At 44.0% G+C, this 18,999-nt stretch carries 16 protein-coding genes; 11 read left to right on the top strand and 5 right to left on the bottom strand.

Annotated elements, in window-relative coordinates:
• Positions 1-225: 225 nt before the first annotated feature.
• A complete protein-coding gene (locus NSTC745_RS34210; RefSeq protein ID WP_445634996.1) occupies positions 226-495 on the top strand; it encodes a YciI family protein in 270 nt (89 codons plus the stop codon).
• A gap of 363 nt (positions 496-858) precedes the next feature.
• A complete protein-coding gene (locus NSTC745_RS34205; RefSeq protein WP_445634995.1) occupies positions 859-1,653 on the top strand; it encodes a Tab2/Atab2 family RNA-binding protein in 795 nt (264 codons plus the stop codon).
• Between the two features lie 442 nt (positions 1,654-2,095).
• Here NSTC745_RS34205 and NSTC745_RS34200 read toward each other — a convergent pair whose 3' ends face one another.
• The 3 genes from NSTC745_RS34200 to NSTC745_RS34190 all read right to left on the bottom strand — a co-directional run bounded on the left by NSTC745_RS34200 (position 2,096) and on the right by NSTC745_RS34190 (position 4,545).
• The gene (locus tag NSTC745_RS34200; protein ID WP_015136553.1) at positions 2,096-2,446 is read right to left on the bottom strand and encodes a DUF1257 domain-containing protein; all 351 of its coding nucleotides are present in this window, start codon (positions 2,444-2,446) and stop codon (positions 2,096-2,098) included.
• A 140-nt stretch (positions 2,447-2,586) separates the two neighbouring features.
• Complete coding sequence (ycf46, locus tag NSTC745_RS34195) at positions 2,587-4,098, bottom strand: stress-responsive protein Ycf46 (protein WP_445634994.1); 1,512 nt, start codon at positions 4,096-4,098, stop codon at positions 2,587-2,589.
• A gap of 93 nt (positions 4,099-4,191) precedes the next feature.
• On the bottom strand, positions 4,192-4,545 hold the full coding sequence (locus NSTC745_RS34190) for a hypothetical protein (protein WP_445634993.1): 354 nt from the start codon (positions 4,543-4,545) through the stop codon (positions 4,192-4,194).
• Positions 4,546-4,834: 289 nt separating this feature from the next.
• On the opposite strand from NSTC745_RS34190, the gene NSTC745_RS34185 reads away from it, so the two are divergent.
• Positions 4,835-5,368, top strand: a complete 534-nt coding sequence (locus NSTC745_RS34185) for a hypothetical protein (RefSeq protein ID WP_445634992.1) — start codon at positions 4,835-4,837, stop codon at positions 5,366-5,368.
• Positions 5,369-5,611: 243 nt separating this feature from the next.
• Complete coding sequence (locus tag NSTC745_RS34180; protein ID WP_445634991.1) at positions 5,612-6,766, top strand: NAD-dependent epimerase/dehydratase family protein; 1,155 nt, start codon at positions 5,612-5,614, stop codon at positions 6,764-6,766.
• A 137-nt stretch (positions 6,767-6,903) separates the two neighbouring features.
• Here the strand turns inward: NSTC745_RS34180 and NSTC745_RS34175 are convergent, their stop codons facing one another.
• Entirely contained in the window at positions 6,904-7,365 is a 462-nt protein-coding gene (locus tag NSTC745_RS34175; protein WP_445634990.1) for a GNAT family N-acetyltransferase, read from the bottom strand.
• A gap of 97 nt (positions 7,366-7,462) precedes the next feature.
• On the opposite strand from NSTC745_RS34175, the gene NSTC745_RS34170 reads away from it, so the two are divergent.
• Both NSTC745_RS34170 and NSTC745_RS34165 read left to right on the top strand, forming a co-directional pair.
• Complete coding sequence (locus NSTC745_RS34170; RefSeq protein ID WP_445634989.1) at positions 7,463-8,584, top strand: glycosyltransferase family 4 protein; 1,122 nt, start codon at positions 7,463-7,465, stop codon at positions 8,582-8,584.
• Between the two features lie 215 nt (positions 8,585-8,799).
• Complete coding sequence (locus NSTC745_RS34165; protein ID WP_445634988.1) at positions 8,800-11,418, top strand: GAF domain-containing protein; 2,619 nt, start codon at positions 8,800-8,802, stop codon at positions 11,416-11,418.
• A gap of 79 nt (positions 11,419-11,497) precedes the next feature.
• On the opposite strand, the gene NSTC745_RS34160 is transcribed toward NSTC745_RS34165, so the two are convergent.
• Positions 11,498-11,770, bottom strand: a complete 273-nt coding sequence (locus NSTC745_RS34160) for a DUF7219 family protein (protein WP_445634987.1) — start codon at positions 11,768-11,770, stop codon at positions 11,498-11,500.
• A gap of 713 nt (positions 11,771-12,483) precedes the next feature.
• On the opposite strand from NSTC745_RS34160, the gene purC reads away from it, so the two are divergent.
• From purC to lpxA, 5 genes are all read left to right on the top strand, one after another.
• Positions 12,484-13,221 carry a phosphoribosylaminoimidazolesuccinocarboxamide synthase gene (gene purC, locus NSTC745_RS34155; RefSeq protein ID WP_445634986.1) on the top strand — a complete coding sequence of 246 codons (738 nt, stop codon included), beginning with the start codon at positions 12,484-12,486 and terminating at the stop codon, positions 13,219-13,221.
• A gap of 205 nt (positions 13,222-13,426) precedes the next feature.
• Positions 13,427-16,081 (top strand): BamA/TamA family outer membrane protein, encoded by a 2,655-nt coding sequence (locus NSTC745_RS34150; RefSeq protein ID WP_445634985.1) that lies wholly within the window; start codon positions 13,427-13,429, stop codon positions 16,079-16,081.
• Between the two features lie 209 nt (positions 16,082-16,290).
• Entirely contained in the window at positions 16,291-17,136 is an 846-nt protein-coding gene (lpxC, locus tag NSTC745_RS34145; RefSeq protein WP_445638753.1) for a UDP-3-O-acyl-N-acetylglucosamine deacetylase, read from the top strand.
• Positions 17,137-17,230: 94 nt separating this feature from the next.
• Positions 17,231-17,761, top strand: a complete 531-nt coding sequence (fabZ, locus tag NSTC745_RS34140) for a 3-hydroxyacyl-ACP dehydratase FabZ (protein WP_445634984.1) — start codon at positions 17,231-17,233, stop codon at positions 17,759-17,761.
• Positions 17,762-18,070: 309 nt separating this feature from the next.
• The gene (gene lpxA, locus NSTC745_RS34135; RefSeq protein ID WP_445634983.1) at positions 18,071-18,889 is read left to right on the top strand and encodes an acyl-ACP--UDP-N-acetylglucosamine O-acyltransferase; all 819 of its coding nucleotides are present in this window, start codon (positions 18,071-18,073) and stop codon (positions 18,887-18,889) included.
• Positions 18,890-18,999: the final 110 nt, after the last annotated feature.

The following is an 18,999-nucleotide window of genomic DNA, read 5'->3' as shown; positions in this document are numbered from 1 at the left end:
GCGATTAATCGCGACTGTACAAGAGTTAGGAGTTATGAATTAATAATTCCTCACTCTTCAAGGGACTTCCAAAGAAAAAAAACATTCAATTTTTCCTGTGGGGTGGGCGTCTCGCCCGCCCAATAATTAGGGCGGATGTCCACCCCCCAAGAATGAATAATTTATTTCTTGGTAATCGCCAATGCACTGGTTCCAAAATCTAAAATCCAAAATCCAAAATTGTTTATGCCTAAATACCTACTCTGGGGAACTTACTGCGAAGACGTTCTTGAAAAACGTACTCCTCACCGCCAAGCTCATTTAGACGGATTAGCAAAACAGAAAGAATCCGGCGTGCTGATTACCATCGGCCCCACCAAAGATGTCACAAAAGTTTTTGGAATTTACGAAGCCGAAGACGAAGCGATCGTCCGCGACTTAATTGAAAACGACCCATACTGGAAAAATGGCATCTGGACAGAATATTCTGTCCAAGAATGGATTCAAGCTTTTTGAATTGGGCATTGGGCATTGGGCATTGGGCATAGGAAAATGAGGTGGATAAACTAGAATGTTGAGCCTCAGAAGGTCAAAGTTGAACCTCAGAAGGTCAAAGTTGAGCCTCAGAAGTTCAAAGTTGAACCTCAGAAGGTCAAAGTTGAGCCTCAGAAGTTCAAAGTTGAACCTCAGAAGGTCAAAGTTGAGCCTCAGAAGGTCAAAGTTGAACCTCAGAAGGTCAAAGTTGAGCCTCAGAAGGTCAAAGTTAAGCCTCAGAAGGTCAAAGTTGAACCTCTGAACTTGAAACTTTCAGTTTTAACTCTCCCCATCTCCCCATCTCTCCATACCCAATGCCCAATGCCCCATGCCCCATACCCATATATGAAAACTTGGCAGGCTGATTTTTATCGTCGTCCATCACCGGATGCATCTGGAAAACCGTTATGGGAGTTGTTGATTTGTGATGCAACTCGCAGTTTTGAATATGAAGCCAGTTGTCTTCAGTCAGCAGCAAATTCTAATTGGGTTGCGACTCAACTTCAGCTAGCAGCTGGCGAAGAATTGCCAGATGTAATTGAGGTATTTCGTCCTCAGTCTCTCAATTTAATTGAAGCGGCTGGACGCAGTTTAGGTATTAAAGTCGAACCGACTCGTCGCACTTTGGCACTCAAACAGTGGTTACAGGAAAAGCAATATCCTTCAGTGCTGGATAAACCACCCCCAGCACCATTACCAGACAACCTTTGGGGAGAACAATGGCGTTTTGCCACACTCCAGGCTGGCGAACTTGTGGACGCCTTTGCACAACGCCCCATTCCGATTTTGCACATACCAGAATATCTCAAACCGTTCAATTTAGGTTTAGCATCAACGATCGCTGTTCCTGGTGTGGTAATTTATGGTGGCAGGCGATCGATGCAGTTGGCTCGGTGGTTACAGCAAACCCGTCCTATAGAATTGAACTACATTCCTGGCCCACCAGATGGCTTAATATTAGAAGCAGGCTTGGTGGATAGATGGATTGTTGCCACTTTTGAAGATTCAGAAGTTACCACAGCAGCCCAAACATACGAACAACGCAAACAACAAAGCCAGGGATTACATTTTTTATTAGTCCAACCCGATGATTCTGGGATGACTTACAGCGGCTTTTGGTTATTGCGAACAGAAAATTGATATAGCGGTTCCCAATCAAATGAGGTACAGAAATTTCTAGGGGCGCAAAGCTTTGCGCCCCTAAGTTTTACCTCACTATAACGCAATACGGTTCAGTTAAAGATTTTTTGGAGAGCAAAATAAATCGACGAACCGAATCTTCTGCATATTGGTAGAATACAAATCATTCTAGGACACAGTATATTGTATTCCTACATGTGTAATACATAAAGTGGAACTTCTCAAGTTCATTCAAAATAAGCTTGATTCTCATGCTTACGACATCAAGGTTACAACAGCTAAATAAAAGCTAAATTCAAGTTAGGAATAAAGACAAAATTAGCTGACATAAATCATTAAAATAAATAGGGACTGAGAAATAAATCTCAGCCCCTAAAAAAAAGCGGGCTAACCGCTAATGCCTGGTTAACCCGTGCAGCTTTGGGAACGCGCAGAGAAATTGTTATTGCAATACCAACTTCACATTGGCGTTTTGTAGACCGCGCTGTTTTACTTCAGCCAAGGTCTTGTTAACAGCATATTTTTGGTTAATGGAGTTGATCAACTCGGTTTGGTTGTGCTTTTTAGCAACGCCCCACAGGTCAGCGATTAGGTCAAAAGAACCATCGCTGTTGCGAGACCAGCCGAGGTCATATTCGCCTTCCAATACGGCAACGATATCGGAACGAACGCGCTGACCGTTATAACCACGTACATCAGCTTCAGTTTTTACGCTGATACCGAGGTCGCGCAAGGAAGCTTTGAGGATTTCGGCATCGGTGATCTTGGTACGCAGGGTGCTAAAGTGAGACATTTGGGTTTCCTCCAATGAGAAGATTGAGAAATACGACAACGGTTTGTTTTGGACGAAGCCGCACTTAGCAGGAGGCGGCTTTTTTCATAACTGCTAGCACTAAAGCTAGCCTTTCCCCCTGGGATGGCAGAGGAAAGCTTTTAAAACTCCATTCGCTGATATTCAGCAACGGAGGATGCTGCGGGACGCGCTCGCTGTCTGGCCCAATCTCTTAGAGCCGTTACCTGTTCTTGCATCGTTCGAGACAGCGGCAATGTTGCCTTTAGCGCAGCAATAATATCTAGTTGTGTGAACTCCCGATCTTGGGCAAAGGCTTCATACATTGCCGCAACGATCGCTTGCTCAATTTCTGCACCAGAAAAGCCATCGGACATCTTAGCTAATTGCTCAAGGTCAAATCTAGAGATGTCTTCGCGGCGCTTGCTTAGGTGAATATTAAAAATATCTTGGCGTTCTTCTGGAGTTGGCAAATCCACAAAGAATATTTCATCAAAGCGTCCTTTCCTCAGAAATTCCCCAGGTAACCGTTCTACTCTGTTAGCGGTTGCCATGACAAACACTGGAGATTTTTTATCTTGCATCCATGTGAGGAAAGAACCGAAGATTCTACTTGAAGTCCCGCCATCAGAATCGGAGGAGCCTGCACTACCAGCAAAAGATTTATCCAATTCATCGATAAACAAAATTGCTGGCGAAATAGATTCTGCTGTTTTTAAGGCGTTACGCAAGTTTGCTTCACTTCGTCCCACCATAGAGCCATCATACACTCGCCCCATGTCTAACCGCAAAAGTGGTAAACCCCACAGGCGAGAAGTAGTTTTGGCAATCAATGACTTACCACAACCCGGAACTCCTAGAATTAACATCCCTTTTGGTTGAGGCAAACCATATTCTCTCGCTCTTTCTGTGAAAGCGTTAGAACGCTGCTTGAGCCATTTTTTTAGCTCCTCTAAGCCACCTACAGCATCAATGGTTTCATCTTCTTCAATGTACTCTAAGATACCATTGCGCCGAATCAGTTGCTTTTTCTCAGATAAAACGATATCTACTTCATCTTCCGTCAAGCGCCCCGTAGTTACCTGCGCCTTTCGGTAGACTTTTTCAGCTTCATCTTTGGTTAAACCCAGAGCTGCTCTAAGAAGCTTTTCTCTCGCCTCTGTTGTCAACCGCCGCCCACGATATTGGTCTATGTGATAAGTCAGTACTTTATTCAACTCAGCCATATCTGGCAGGCGAAAGTCGAGAACTACAACTTCCTTTTCCAGTTCTATAGGTACTTGCTGCATCGGCGACATCAAAATGATGTTCTTTTGTGTACCTTTGAAGCTGGCGATCGCATCGCGTAACGATCTAGTGGTTGCAGGCGCATCAATAAACGGATGTAAATCTTTAAGAATAAATATACTAGGTTCTTTCTGCCGGATGATCCACTCAATCGCCGCCTCTGGAGATACGGTATTATGTTGCGTGACATTCCGGGGTTGACCGTACTCCACAATGCCGTGCGTTACTGTCCAAACGAATACTCGGCGCTGGGGCTTTAATAACTGGGCAGTCGTGGAAATTGCTTGCTCAGCCCGCTCTTCCTCGGAGGTCACAAGGTAGATTAGAGGGTATTGAGCTTGAATTAGGATATTGAGCTCTTCTTTCATACATCGACCTACTTGAGACCTAATAGAGACAGTAGAGACATTGCGTTTAGTAAAGGCAACCGAAATGATGAATTATTCATTCATCATTCCTATCTAGCAAGGAACCAACTCTTCCTCACCCTTAGGATGGGTTTCGTCTTCATCCATTTCATCAATGGAAAGATGCTCTTGACCAACTACTCCTGGCTGATTGCCTAAAGTAACCAGTTCCCCATCACGTAAGACTAGCGAGCTATTACAAGTTGGGCATGAGTAAACTCTATGAGTCCGCCCATAAGATGAAGCTTCGACTTCATCAACTAAATCTGAATTAGACAGATAAAAAATGAGGGCACGTTCGGCAAGATCTGACATTGGTTCGCAATCGACTGCTGAACGAATCTTCAGTTTTCTGTGCAACTCTGGCGATAAATACAAAGTGACCTTTTGCTTAGTTTGCGTTTGCATATAACTCTTTAACGGTCTTACCCGGGTATGTATATCACGTTATCGATTCTTTTATTGGTTGTCAAGACGGCAAAACGTTTTGACGGCTATTTCGTTACATTTATTTACACGATAGACTGAATTACTGTGTGAAGTAGTGACAACGTTGGCAAATTGAGTTACCTATGGAACGGTTATCTGGATTTAACTAGATTTAATCGAGCAGCAGTAGCGTAGTTCTAAAGAAGGGATAGGATTTGTGTTTTTGGTACTTCTATAAAAAACAGTGATATTTGGCAAAAATGTAATAATGACTACTGCCACAGTTAAAACCTCTTGTTTCACACAAAAAATTTATAGGCTTGGTTTTGGTCTTAGCCCAGCCATTGGCTTATTGATAATGCTGTGGAGTTGTACGGCGACCAATTTTAACGTTGAAGGCATTACCTGGAAAACTTATAGCAACTCTCGTTACGGTTTTGAGTTTCCATATCCGAGTAATTGGACTTTTTTAGCAGCCCCAGAAAACGATGATGGAATTGGGTTTATCTCACCTGAGAACAAAACAGTAGAAATTCGTGGGTGGGCAAGTCAACAGCTTCCAAATTCCATTGACAAAAGCCGAGAGTCTGGGAAAAAGATACAACCCAACTTTCAGACTGCCCAAGGGATATCTGGGGTACTAGTTGTAGAAGTAGATCGTCAAGCAACTTCAATGACACTGACACTAACTCAAAATCAAGTCAAATACTACTGGCAAGGACGAAGCAACAGCCAAGAATTTACAAATTACTACCGTTTGTTCTATTACATTGCCCAGCAGTATCGGATTCCCAAGTCTTGAGTTATGGGGTATGGGGAGATGGGGAGATGGGGAAGTGTGGGGAGTGTGGGGAGTGTGGGGGAGTGTGGGGGGCAAAGAGAATTTATGCCTCCCTGTCCTCCCACACCTCCCACCCCTCCCAGACTTCCTGCTTGCCCCTTGCCCAATGCCCAATACCCAAAATCCACATCTCTTTCAGAATGATGATTGAGAGGGGACAGAAACCTGATAGATTTAGCTATCAGCGAGTAAAAACTGGTGAAGATGAAAGTCCTGGTTATTGGTGGCGATGGGTATTGCGGTTGGGCAACTGCCCTTTACCTTTCCAATCGAGGTTATGAAGTTGGAATTTTAGATAGTTTGGTGCGGCGGCACTGGGATAATGAACTAGGTGTTGAAACTCTCACACCGATCGCACCTATTGGGCAACGCCTCCAGCGCTGGCAAGATTTAACTGGTAAATCTATCGACCTGTTCGTTGGCGATATTACCAATTACGAGTTTCTCAACAAAGCATTACATCAATTTCAGCCAAATGCCATAGTGCATTTTGGCGAACAGCGCTCGGCTCCATTTTCGATGATTGACCGCGAACATGCAGTTATCACCCAGGTGAATAACGTAGTTGGTACGTTGAACTTACTGTATGCTATGCGGGAAGATTTCCCAGATTGTCATTTGGTGAAGCTGGGGACGATGGGTGAATACGGTACGCCCAACATTGACATCGAAGAAGGATATATCACCATTGAACACAATGGACGCAAGGATACTCTACCTTATCCCAAGCAGCCTGGTTCAATGTACCATTTAAGCAAAGTCCATGATAGTCATAACATCCACTTTGCTTGCCGGATTTGGGGATTGCGGGCAACTGATTTAAATCAGGGTGTGGTTTACGGCGTCTTAACCGAAGAAACGGGGATGGACGAATTATTGATCAATCGCCTAGATTACGATGGCATTTTTGGCACAGCACTGAACCGTTTTTGTATTCAAGCAGCCATTGGGCATCCGCTTACTGTTTACGGCAAAGGCGGACAAACTCGCGGATTTTTGGATATTCGCGATACAGTCAGATGTGTGGAATTAGCGATCGCCAACCCCGCCCAAGCTGGTGAATTCCGGGTATTTAACCAATTTACCGAACAATTCAGCGTTGGTGATTTAGCATTAATGGTAAAAAAAGCTGGGAATGCGACGGGATTGAATGTAGAAATCAATAACTTAGATAATCCCAGAGTCGAAAAAGAAGAACATTACTTCAACGCTAAAAACACTAAATTGCTGGATTTAGGTTTACAGCCGCATTTTCTCTCTGATTCTTTACTTGATTCTCTGTTAAACTTTGCAATCAAGTATCAGAAACGAGTTGATAAAAAACAAATTCTGCCTAAAGTTTCTTGGCACAGAAATTAGAGTTGACCCGGCGTGCGGCTGCTAACAAAATCCTATTTAACTCAAGTAAATCGCTGGTCGAAAACTGGTCGGCATACTTTAGCACAATATGACGACCAGTAAATTGTTGTTTATGAAAATTGCTGAAAAACTCGGTTTTAAAGCGCCATAACCATAATCAGACAGGGATTGCCAAGCCAGATGCTTGTAAATTCTTCAAGAGGTCGAAATCCTACCTTCATGTAGAATTTTCTGGTGCGATCGAAGAAAGAATTATGATACGACGATCCAAGGGTTTTAACTTGGAGAAATTCTAGACCTCTGTTTCGGCAGTACTCAACTGAAGATTCAATGAGAGCCTTGCCAATGCCCTGATGATGATATTCAGGGGCAACACCCATAACGTAAATCTCTCCAGTAAATTCATTGTGTTCCTTAAGTGAAAGGAATCCTATAACTGCATTTGTTTGAGCGACAGCAGCGAATAGGGAGAGTTCATTGATGTGATGACAATACTCAACAATCGCTGACTCAATATCAAACCAATCAAACAGCGATCGCAAAATGCCCTCAGCAATTTCGCCTTTACGATTAGTGATTTCTTGAATAGAGAATTTCACAACAGAATTGATTACATCACAGGAGATAGTTTACTCTGGGTTTGATAGCGAAACGCAAGAAAAGCTGGGATTAGCTGCCTGGACTGAATAGTTTTATATGAGAATTGCTCTATTCACCGAAACCTTTTTACCCAAGGTTGACGGCATTGTAACGCGCCTGCGCCACACAGTCGATCATCTACAACGCAATGGCAATCAAGTGCTGGTGATTGCCCCTGATGGAGGGATCACAGAACACAAAGGCGCTAAAGTTTACGGCGTTACTGGCTTTCCTCTGCCATTGTATCCAGAACTAAAAATGGCACTTCCCCGTCCAGCCATTGGTTACGCCTTAGAAGAGTTTCAGCCAGATATTATTCATGTCGTGAATCCAGCGGTTTTGGGTCTGGCGGGCATATTTTATAGCAAAACCCTGAAAATCCCCTTAGTGGCGTCTTATCATACGCATTTACCCCAGTATCTCCAGCATTATGGCTTAGGAATGCTAGAAGGGCTGCTTTGGGAACTGCTCAAAGGCGCTCATAATCAAGCTGCTTTAAATCTGTGTACCTCCACAGCGATGATGGAGGAACTGTCAGCACACGGTATTGAAAGGGTAGATTTATGGCAGCGTGGGGTGGATACGGAATTATTTCATCCCGATTTAGCTAGTGTAGAAATGCGATCGCGTCTATCGCAAAATCATCCAGAAAGTCCCTTATTACTCTACGTTGGGCGTCTCTCGGCTGAAAAAGAAATTGAGCGCATCAAACCAATTTTAGAAGCAATTCCCGAAGCCCGATTGGCATTAGTTGGGGATGGCCCTCACCGCCAACCACTGGAAAAACACTTTGCTGGGACAAACACCCATTTTGTTGGATATCTCATGGGCAGAGAATTAGGTTCTGCCTTTGCCAGTGCTGACGCCTTTATTTTTCCCTCCCGAACCGAAACATTAGGCTTAGTATTACTAGAAGCAATGGCAGGCGGCTGTCCAGTAGTAGCAGCCCGTTCTGGAGGAATCCCTGATATTGTGACAGATGGCGTTAATGGATATCTTTTTGAGCCAAAAGCAGATATTCAAGACGCCTTGTCCGCTACTGTGCGCCTCTTAGAACAGAAACAACAACGAGATATCATCCGTCAAAACGCTCGTCGGGAAGCAGAAAGGTGGGGTTGGGCAGCTGCAACTTCCCAGCTACAAAATTATTATCAAAAGGTGATATTTTCTCAACAATAGGGACTGGGGACTGGGGATCGAAAGATGGGGAGATGGAGAGATAGAGAAGTGTGGGGAGTGTGGGGAGTGTGGGGGGAAAGAGAATTTATGCTTCCCCCTCTTCCCCCTCTTCCCCTTCCTCCCACACCTGCTGCTTACCCCATGCCTCATACCCATTCCCTATTCCCTATTCCCACCCAGTCCCCAGTAACCAATCCCTAGTACCCAAAATTTCCATGACACTCCCTAATCCTGGCAGCGTCTTGGCTACATTAACTGAACTAACTCAAGTTAATCGTACTCACGCCCTACTGCGTCGCGTTAAAGATTTATCTGTTAATGAATTTGTTTGCTTACTAGACTTTATAACGGCTGAGTTCCAGCAATTTCTCAGAGCCATTGAACTAATTAATAATGAAGCTCTAGAAACTATGTTGGAGAAAGTTTTAGAAGCGATTACGCTCAAAATTGGCCAAATTCTCCAAGCAGAACACACAGCTATTTTTTTAGTTGACCATGACAAAGGTCAACTTTGGTCAAAAGTTCCTCAAGATAATACTCAAAGATTCTTGGAAATTCGTACTCCCATCACAGTGGGTATCCCCGGTCATGTTGCTAGTACAGGCCAATATTTAAATATATCTGACACTTCTACTCATCCCTTATTTAGCCCAGAACTTGAAAAACAAATGGGCTATAAAATTCATAATATTTTATGTATGCCAGTTATTAGTAGCAAAAATCAAACAGTAGCGGTAGTACAACTGGCTAATAAAACTGGAAATGTTCCATTTGATTATGATGATGAAGAACGTTTTCGAGATTTCGCCGCTTCCATTGGGATTATTCTAGAAAGCTGCCAATCTTTTTATGTAGCTGCCCGAAATCAAAGAGGCGCAACGGCTTTGTTGCGGGCAACTCAGACACTAGGGCAAAGTCTGGATTTAGAAGCGACTTTGCAAATAGTTATGGAGCAAGCTCGAATTTTAATGCAAGCAGACCGCAGTACGCTGTTTCTATATCGTAAAGAAATGAGCGAACTTTGGACAAAAGTGGCGGCAGCAGATGGCATAAATTTAATTGAAATTCGCATTCCTGCTAACCGTGGTATTGCTGGCTATGTAGCTTCTACTGGTGAAGCTTTAAATATTCCCGATGCCTACAAAGATCCCCGCTTTGACCCGACTACAGATACAAAAACTGGGTATGTAACTCGCAATATTTTGTGTTTGCCAGTCTTTAATTCGGCGAATGAATTGATTGGTGTAACGCAATTAATTAATAAGCAACAAAGCAGTTTTACTGCCTCTGATGAAGAGTTTATGCGGGCTTTTAATATCCAGGCGGGAATTGCTTTAGAAAATGCTCGATTGTTTGAAAATGTATTGTTAGAAAAACAGTATCAGAAAGACATTTTGCAAAGTCTCTCTGATGCTGTAATTTCTACAGATATGGCAGGAAAAATCGTCACAATTAATGATGCAGCCTTGGAGTTATTAGGTTGCCCCATAGGAGATACTACTACTAAAACCAACAAGCTTTTGTGGGAACAGAATTTGATTGGTCGCCGAGTTTGGGAAGTCGTACCGATTGAAAATCTGCAAATGCGGCTAGAAGATAGTTTAAAAACTGGGGCTAAACATTATGTGCCAGAGCAAAGTTTGATTGTGGGATTGTATCAACTAACAAGTGCTGTTAGCGATAGCGCGGCTTTGAGCCAGTGCCCAGTTTTGAGTTTCATTCAGGACTCAGCATCGAAAACTCAGTACTTAAGTTTAGCAGTACGCGATCGCCATAACCCCGATGTTTTTATTCCCTGGAATGAACCCCTAACTCCCAAGTCTCAGTTTCTCACATGCGATCGGGTGCAAATATTAGAACGCAGTATCAATCTCACTGTTAATCCCCTGACTAACCCGGAAGGCGGCGTCCGTGGCGGTTTGGTGGTGTTGGAAGACATCAGTCACGAAAAACGCATGAAAACTACCATGTCCCGCTACCTGACGCCCCATGTAGCCGAACAAGTCATGGCTTTGGGTGAAGATGGTTTAATGGTGAGCGAACGCAAAGAAGTAACCATTTTATTTTCTGATATCCGAGGCTACACGACACTTACGGAAAATCTCGGCGCAGCTGAGGTGGTATCGCTGCTGAATCAGTATTTTGAAACGATGGTGGAGGCAGTGTTTAATTATGAAGGCACACTCGATAAATTTATTGGTGATGCTTTAATGGCGGTATTTGGTGCGCCGCTACCACTTACAGAAAACCATGCTTGGAGGGCTATACAGTCAGCCTTGGATATGCGACAACGCTTAGAAGAATTTAATCAGCGACGAATTATCCAAGCACAGCCAGAAATCCGTATTGGTATTGGTATTAGTTCTGGGGAAGTGGTTTCAGGTAATATTGGTTCTCGCAAGCGAATGGATTACACCGTAATTGGCGACGGTGTAAATTTGAGTTCGCGCTTGGAAGGAGTAACCAAAGAATATGGTTGTGATATTCTTTTAAGTGAATTTACTTACCAGCTTTGCAGCGATCGCATTTGGGTGCGCCAGTTAGATAGAATTCGAGTCAAAGGGAAACACCAAGCAGTCGATATCTATGAGTTAATTGGCGATCGCACCACTCCTTTAGATGCCAACACTCAAGAGTTTTTGTTTCACTATCATACTGGACGCTCGGCTTATTTATCGCGTAACTTCTCTCAAGCGATCGCTTGCTTTGAAGCCGCTAAACGCATCAAACCCAAAGACCAACCTGTAAATATCCACCTAGAACGTGCTTGCAACTATCAACAAACGCCGCCTCCAGAATCCTGGGATGGTGTTTGGACAATGATTGCTAAGTAGTTGCCAAGATTAAAAAGTTACTAAGGCTCAAGAGATGCTTTTTCCAAACTGCACTTTGAACTGTTCGTCAATTAACTTTTCAATCTTTAATCTCCCCATCATCCAGAAATGGATCTTCGCCAATTCTCAGCTCTTTTTTTGAGCGTTTCAACTGTTTCCATAAATCCTTGATTTGGTCGTAAGCTTCATCTGGAGGCATTTTTCCACCTGTTTCTAGGTTGCAAATATAGCTTACTTTTTGGGCAAATTCCTGTAGATTCGCATTAAAAACCAAGTTTTCTGGCTTTACTTGACCGTAGTAGCGACCGCGAGGATAGATAAAATCATCTTTATTCACTATTTTTCTCTCCATTTATTAAATTCCCCTTTTTTTATTTTGGAACCTGAATCCGTAGCTACCCCATTCTTTCTTTGTCAGGCTGGGGAAAACGAATCATTAAACTCCATTTCCAACTGATGATACGGGAATTAGTCGATTCAGATTATTGAAACTAGAGTCTAAAGCTTAGAACACTTTCACCGTAAAATTTACAAAGAAAGGCGCTGCTAAAACTAGTAGAGAGAATATTTACCTTTTCTCCCAATTGCCAATTTATCTCATCTTAATTTATGAAATTAGTATTGTAATTAACTTCGTTAAAAACCCTTATTTCCTAAGTATTAATATATACTCTTTATTGAATAATTTTCTTTGCAAAAATAATTACAAGCAAACACGAATTGATAGATCGTACACAAAAAACTTATCACATACTAAATCCAATTGTCTTCTGTTAAAAGTTAGAGATAGACGCGTTAAATGTTTAGTAATCCGCTCGCGACCCCTAATTATCGACCCAAAAAGAAACTCTTACGACTATTTTCGCGTTTATAGACCACGATTCAGTCCGGGAATAGGGAGTAATTCATTTGAGACTTTGGGGATCGGGAGTGTTAACTGTTGTCTGAAGAGCCTTGCCTTCATTATCTCCCAGCCTCTAATGGCTAATGGTTAATAACTAAAGATAAAATGGTGAAGCCTCAAAGGACAAAAATAGTCTATCGCGTACCACTTTACCTGCCACCATGTCTGTTAATTCCAAGCTATACGAAGGCAAAGCGAAAATTCTCTATGCAACGGACGATCCGGAAGTCTTGTTGGCTGATTTTAAGGATGATGCCACCGCATTTAACGCCCAAAAGCGTGGCAGTATTCAAGGAAAAGGAGAAATCAATTGCCGGATTTCCAGCCAGCTTTTTAAACAGTTGGAGGCAAATGGTATAAAGACTCACTTTATTGACAGCCCTGCCCCTAATCAAATGCGGGTGAGAGCAGTAAAGATTTTGCCTATAGAAGTAGTAATTAGAAATATTGCGGCTGGCAGTCTGTGTCAGCAAACAGGATTACCTGTAGGTACAATTCTGAAACAGCCTTTGGTTGAGTTTTATTACAAAAACGACCAATTAGGAGATCCTTTGTTGACACGCGATCGCCTGTACCTGCTAGAGTTAGCCACGCCGGAACAAGTGGATGCAATTACACATCTAGCATTGCAAATCAACGAGTTTCTCGGTGGCTTTTGGCAGCAGTGTGGCATTACTCTAGTGGACTTCAAACTAGAATTTGGTTTGGACTCACAACAGCAGTTGCTGTTGGCAGACGAAATTAGCCCCGACACCTGCCGTTTGTGGGATATCGCAGAAGAAGACTCAAATCGCCGCGTACTGGACAAAGACCGCTTTCGCCGGGACTTAGGAAATATAGAGGATGCCTACCAGGAGGTTTTACAACGAGTATTAAAAGCAGTAGATAGTAATAATTAAAAAATTGGGAAAAATCTATTAAACTCATGTGGATTGTCTTTTGTCATTTGTCCTTCGTCCTTTGTGAAAAACCAATGCCCAATACTTCTCTACGAGAGGCTGCGCCAACGACTTCGCTCAGTACAAGTGCCAAATGACCAATGACCAATGACCAATGACTGATTCGTGATGGTGTGTGTGGTTGTGAAGAGGAATCATAAGTAAAATGCGTTTATATCCAGTATTGCTGACAGCAGTAGCAATTGCAGCGCCTTTGGGTGGCTCACCGAGTGCAAATGCACAAACCGCTAACAGTTCAAAACCAACAGAAGTTTTGACACTGGAAACCAATCAGCAGCCAGAAAAAGACACTGGTCAAAGTGATTTTAATAACGAGCATCTACAGTCTCGTGTTGTGGCAGTTTTTCCTGGTAAAAAAACAGAAGCGATGTCTAACGACAAGCCCTACTCTTCGAGAACGGCTTCGCCGAACGGGTTCGGAAGTAACGCTCCTAACGTCGCTAACGCTGCGCTAACGCATACAGGAACCGCCGCGCAGCGTCTCGTAGAGAAAACTGTGACCTCCTCATCGCTCAGTGTCTACGCCACACCAGAGGTAATAGTGCCAACCTCCACAACAGCAGCAACGGTACAAATACCTCAAAGTAACACCAATCTTACTCAACAGCCATCTCCTGCTCTAGAAATTCCACCCCCTGATATTCAACAACCAACGCCCTTGCAAACTCCTGAGACGACTCCAGTCCCAGAGAATGTTAATCCCCCTGCAACAGAACCTGCATTACCCACAACTCCTGAAGATACTCAACAGCCATCTTCCACTCCTGACATCCCGTTTCCAGATACTCAACAACGAACACCAGCACCAGCGCCAAGCACTACCCCGCAAAATACACAACCTGGCACAGCCCCAGCGCCAAGCACTACCCCGCAAAATACACAACCTGGCGCAGCTCCAGAAGCCAACGATCCCCGCGTATTGGTCTCGGAAGTAGTCATTAGATCCCAAACTGGGCAACTCGCACCAGAACTGGAAGAACAAGTTTACAGAGTCATCCGTACCCAACCAGGACGAACCACAACCCGTAGCCAACTGCAAGAAGATATTAACGCCATCTTTGGTACTGGGTTCTTTTCCAACGTCCAAGCAGCACCAGAAGACACCCCCTTGGGAGTAAGGGTGAGCTTTGTCGTACAGCCCAACCCCGTTTTGAGTAAGGTACAAGTGGAAGCCAATCCTGGCACTGGTGTTCCCTCGGTACTGCCGCCTAACACTGTAGATGAAGTATTTCGCGAACAGTATGGTAAGATATTGAATTTGCGTGACTTGCAAGAAGGAATCAAGCAGTTAAACAAGCGGTATCAAGACCAAGGTTACGTACTAGCCAACGTCATTGGAGCGCCCCAAGTCTCTGAAAATGGAGTTGTCACCTTACAAGTGGCAGAAGGGGTAGTGGAAAACATCCGAGTCCGTTTCCGCAATAAAGATGGTCAGGAAACAGACGAAAAAGGACAGCCAATTCGGGGACGCACGCAGGAATACATCATTACACGGGAAGTGGAATTAAAGCCAGGACAGGTATTCAACCGCAACACAGTCCAAAGAGACCTACAGCGCGTGTATGGACTAGGGCTGTTTGAAGATGTGAATGTCTCCCTCGACCCTGGTACCGATCCCAGCAAAGTCGATGTAGTAGTGAATGTAGCCGAACGTAGCAGCGGTTCGATCGCTGCTGGGGCAGGGATTAGTTCTGCTAGCGGACTTTTTGGTACAGTCAGCTATCAACAGCAAAACCTCAATGGCAGAAACCAAAAACTAGGAGCAGAAGTACAGGTGGGAGAAAGGGAACTGCTGTTTGACCTGCGGTTTACCGATCCCTGGATTGCCGGAGATCCTTACCGGACTTCTTACACAACTAATCTCTTTCGCCGCAGTTCGATTTCGCTGATTTTTGATGGTCAAGATAAGGATCTTAGGACGTTTAATCCAAACGATCCCATAAATGATACAGAGGCTCAGGATCGCCCCCGTATCGTCCGTCTAGGTGGCGGCGTCACTTTTACCCGTCCTCTATCCTCAAATCCCTACAAAAGTTCAGTCTGGACTGCCTCAGCAGGTATACAGTATCAACGAGTTACCAGTGAAGATGCTGATGGCAACCAGAGAAGAGATGCGGCACTCTTCAATGAAGACGAACAACCTATCAACGACGAGACTGGACAAATTATTACCGATCCCAACAACCTAGTTACCACTCCATTAACTGAGTCTGGTACAGGTCAAGACGATCTGTTACTGTTCCAACTCGGCGTACAGCGGGATCTTCGTAATAATCCCCTCCAACCCACTAGCGGTTCTTATCTCCGTTTCGGGATCGATCAGTCAGTACCCATAGGACAAGGTAATATTTTACTTACCAGATTACGCGGTAGCTACAGTCAATATTTCCCCGTACAATTAATTCGCCTCAGCAAAGGGGCACAAACCCTAGCATTTAACCTGCAAGCAGGAACCGTTCTTGGCGACTTGCCCCCCTACGAAGCCTTTACCATTGGCGGTAGCAACTCGGTTCGGGGTTACGAAGAAGGAGCATTAAGCAGTGGACGCAGTTACGTGCAAGCATCAGTTGAGTATCGGTTTCCAGTTTTTTCAGTAGTTAGTGGCGCACTATTTTTTGATATCGGTAGTGACTTGGGAACTACTACCAGACCAGCTGAAATACTGAACAAAAACGGCACTGGCTACGGTTATGGCGTCGGCGTTCGCGTCCAGTCTCCCTTAGGCCCAATTCGTATTGACTATGGTATCAACGATGACGGCGATAGCCGGATTAATTTTGGTATCGGTGAAAGATTTTAATCAGTTAGGAGTTAGAAGTTAGGAGTTATAAGTTTTAATTCCTTACTCTTCACTCTTAATTCATAACTTTTGAGGATGAGCTTGCTAATTTTGACGTTTGCCTCAATACTGTTCCGATAAAGGGATTAATGACAATTTTGAGGGAATATCAGGGTTTTACCAAAACAGACTATGAACGATACTCAACGAAATATATTAATTTTTTGGCTATGCAACAGCACACTCTAGCAGCCTCCATCGCCCAAGCTGGAGTGGGACTGCATAGCGGTGTGACTGCACAAGTGCGGATACTACCTGCTGAACCTAGTAGTGGACGCTACTTCGTTAGGGTAGATTTACCTGATATGCCAATCATTCCAGCCCAAGTTGCAGCAGTCGATCGCACTGTTCTTTCAACTCAATTGGGTAAGGGAGAGGTATACGTCCGCACAGTAGAACATTTGTTAGCAGCACTTTCGGCTATGGGTGTAGATAACGCCCGTATTGAAATTGATGGGCCAGAAGTGCCACTTTTAGATGGTTCGGCAGATGTGTGGACGGCTAACATTGCCCAAGTTGGTTTAGTACCACAACTAGAGAACCGTGAAACCTTGGTTATTAAAGAACCAATATGCGTTTATCAAGAAGATGCTTGTGTATGTGCTCTCCCAGCACCCGAAACCCGCTTTAGTTACGGTATAGATTTTGACCTGCCTGACATTGGCAACCAATGGCATAGTTGGTCGCCAACGACCGAACTAGGAGATGCTTCTGCTAGCTTTGCTGCGGAGATTGCCCCTGCTCGCACTTTCGGTTTACTGCATCAAATTGAACATTTACAAAAAACAGGGCTAATTAAAGGTGGTAGTTTGGATAATGCACTGGTTTGTGGGCCTGAAGGGTGGTTAAATCCACCATTAAGATTTGCAAATGAGCCAGTCCGTCATAAAATCTTGGATTTAGTAGGAGATTTGAGTTTACTAGGAAATTTTCCTGTTGCTCATTTCTTAGCGTATAAAGCCAGCCACAATTTACACATTCAACTGGCTAAGAAAATTTTAGACTTGGGATCTTAGATTTTGGATTGGATCTGAAAGCTGAAAATCCCAGACTATAAGGTTTTCAATGTACGCCTACTTAATTACCAGATAACAATCAACCACACGGCTAATGTCAATTATTACCCAAGTGAATAGCAGCGATCGCACCACACCCGTATCTACCGAACAACAGGGCAAAAATGAGACTACAATCACATCTGAGATTAAAACAACCTTCACAACTGAAGAAATTCAGCAACTGCTACCCCACCGCTACCCATTTTTACTTATAGACAAAATCGTTGACTACACCCCAGGTAAAAAAGCTGTTGGCATTAAAAATGTCACAGTTAACGAACCCTGTTTCCAAGGTCATTTTCCCGGACGACCACTGATGCCAGGAGTGCTAATTGTCGAAGCAATGGCACAAGTCGGAGGCATTGTCTTAACTCAAATGCCTCAGGTTGAAGGTGGACTGTTCGTTTTCGCTGGTATCGATAAAGTCCGCTTTCGTCGGCAAGTCGTACCGGGAGATCGACTAGTAATGACCGTGGAACTGTTATGGGTAAAACAACGTCGTTTCGGTAAAATGCAAGGTATTGCCGAAGTTGACGGTCAACTCGCTTGTGAAGGCGAATTGATGTTTTCTTTAGTTAGCTAAAAGTTTGCTTTCGTGGTATGGGCACAGCCGTGAACTGCCCTACTGAATCCTGACAAGGATAACAGTTAAAAAAAAAATCCACAACAGCATCTTATAATTTCTTGATTTTTGCCTCCCTCTCTAGCGAGACGCTACGCGAACACACTCAACTTGCTTGCCCGACACTTTCGTTCACTGAAACACTCAAAAGTTGCAACGCCAGTCGCCTCAATGGAACAGCAGTCGCTACAACTCTGTAATTAGAGCAAGGCACTGCCTGACAAACCCCCGTTCGCGCTGGCTTATTAAGACAGTTCTGGAGATTCACCCTTGAAAACGCTTATTCATCCAACTGCTGTAGTTCATCCCAAATCGGAACTCCACCATACAGTGCAAGTCGGTGCCTATGCTGTGATTGGAGCGCATGTCAAAGTCGGCCCTGAAACAATTATTGGCGCTCATGTAGTGCTAGAGGGGCCTTGTGAAATTGGGGCAGGAAATCAAATTTTTACCGGAGCAGCCATCGGTATGGAACCCCAGGATCTCAAGTTCGTGGGAGAACCAACCTGGGTCAAAATTGGTGACAACAACTTGATTCGCGAGTATGTGACCATTAACCGCGCCACTGGGGCTGGCCAAGCAACAACGATTGGTGATGGCAATCTGCTGATGGCTTATGTGCATGTGGCTCATAACTGCGTGATTGAAGACCAGGTAGTGATTGCCAACTCTGTGGCGTTGGCGGGTCATGTCCATATAGAATCGCGTGCAAGGCTGAGTGGGGTTTTAGGTGTCCATCAGTTTGTGCATATTGGCAGACAAGCAATGGTCGGCGGTATGGCACGTATTGACAGAGATGTAGCTCCATATATGCTGGTGGAGGGAAATCCGGCGCGAGTGCGAACCCTCAACCTTGTGGGACTCAAGCGGTCTGGTATGGACGCAGCAGATTTACAAATGCTCAAAAAAGCCTTCCGCATTCTCTACCGCTCTGATTTGTCTTTTAAGGATGCCTTAGAACAGCTGGAATTGTTAGGGGATACTGAAGAGTTACAGCATCTACGGCGCTTTCTGCTACTTTCTCAGATGCCAGGAAGACGTGGCTTGATTCCTGGAAAGGCAAAAAAAGGCGCAAGTGATGAATCGTGAGTTAGAAGTTAGGAGTTAGGAGTTATGAGTTAGGAGTTATGAGTTATAAGTTGATAAATAAATTTTTTCTCTGCTAACTCCTCACTCCTCACTGTGAACTTCTAACTCCT

It is taken from the genome of Nostoc sp. DSM 114161, assembly GCF_052692665.1.
This window is presented reverse-complemented; position numbering and strand designations above follow the sequence as displayed.

Excerpts from the sequence above, each read along its gene's own strand:
- ycf46 (WP_445634994.1), bottom strand. The coding sequence starts at position 4,098 with ATGAAAGAAGAGCTCAATATCCTAATTCAAGCTCAATACCCTCTAATC.
- NSTC745_RS34160 (WP_445634987.1), bottom strand. The coding sequence starts at position 11,770 with ATGGAGAGAAAAATAGTGAATAAAGATGATTTTATCTATCCTCGCGGT.
- NSTC745_RS34210 (WP_445634996.1), top strand. The coding sequence starts at position 226 with ATGCCTAAATACCTACTCTGGGGAACTTACTGCGAAGACGTTCTTGAA.
- NSTC745_RS34180 (WP_445634991.1), top strand. The coding sequence starts at position 5,612 with ATGAAAGTCCTGGTTATTGGTGGCGATGGGTATTGCGGTTGGGCAACT.
- NSTC745_RS34165 (WP_445634988.1), top strand. The coding sequence starts at position 8,800 with ATGACACTCCCTAATCCTGGCAGCGTCTTGGCTACATTAACTGAACTA.
- NSTC745_RS34200 (WP_015136553.1), bottom strand. The coding sequence starts at position 2,446 with ATGTCTCACTTTAGCACCCTGCGTACCAAGATCACCGATGCCGAAATC.
- purC (WP_445634986.1), top strand. The coding sequence starts at position 12,484 with ATGTCTGTTAATTCCAAGCTATACGAAGGCAAAGCGAAAATTCTCTAT.
- NSTC745_RS34205 (WP_445634995.1), top strand. The coding sequence starts at position 859 with ATGAAAACTTGGCAGGCTGATTTTTATCGTCGTCCATCACCGGATGCA.
- NSTC745_RS34190 (WP_445634993.1), bottom strand. The coding sequence starts at position 4,545 with ATGCAAACGCAAACTAAGCAAAAGGTCACTTTGTATTTATCGCCAGAG.
- lpxC (WP_445638753.1), top strand. The coding sequence starts at position 16,291 with ATGCAACAGCACACTCTAGCAGCCTCCATCGCCCAAGCTGGAGTGGGA.
- NSTC745_RS34170 (WP_445634989.1), top strand. The coding sequence starts at position 7,463 with ATGAGAATTGCTCTATTCACCGAAACCTTTTTACCCAAGGTTGACGGC.
- fabZ (WP_445634984.1), top strand. The coding sequence starts at position 17,231 with ATGTCAATTATTACCCAAGTGAATAGCAGCGATCGCACCACACCCGTA.
- NSTC745_RS34185 (WP_445634992.1), top strand. The coding sequence starts at position 4,835 with ATGACTACTGCCACAGTTAAAACCTCTTGTTTCACACAAAAAATTTAT.
- NSTC745_RS34150 (WP_445634985.1), top strand. The coding sequence starts at position 13,427 with ATGCGTTTATATCCAGTATTGCTGACAGCAGTAGCAATTGCAGCGCCT.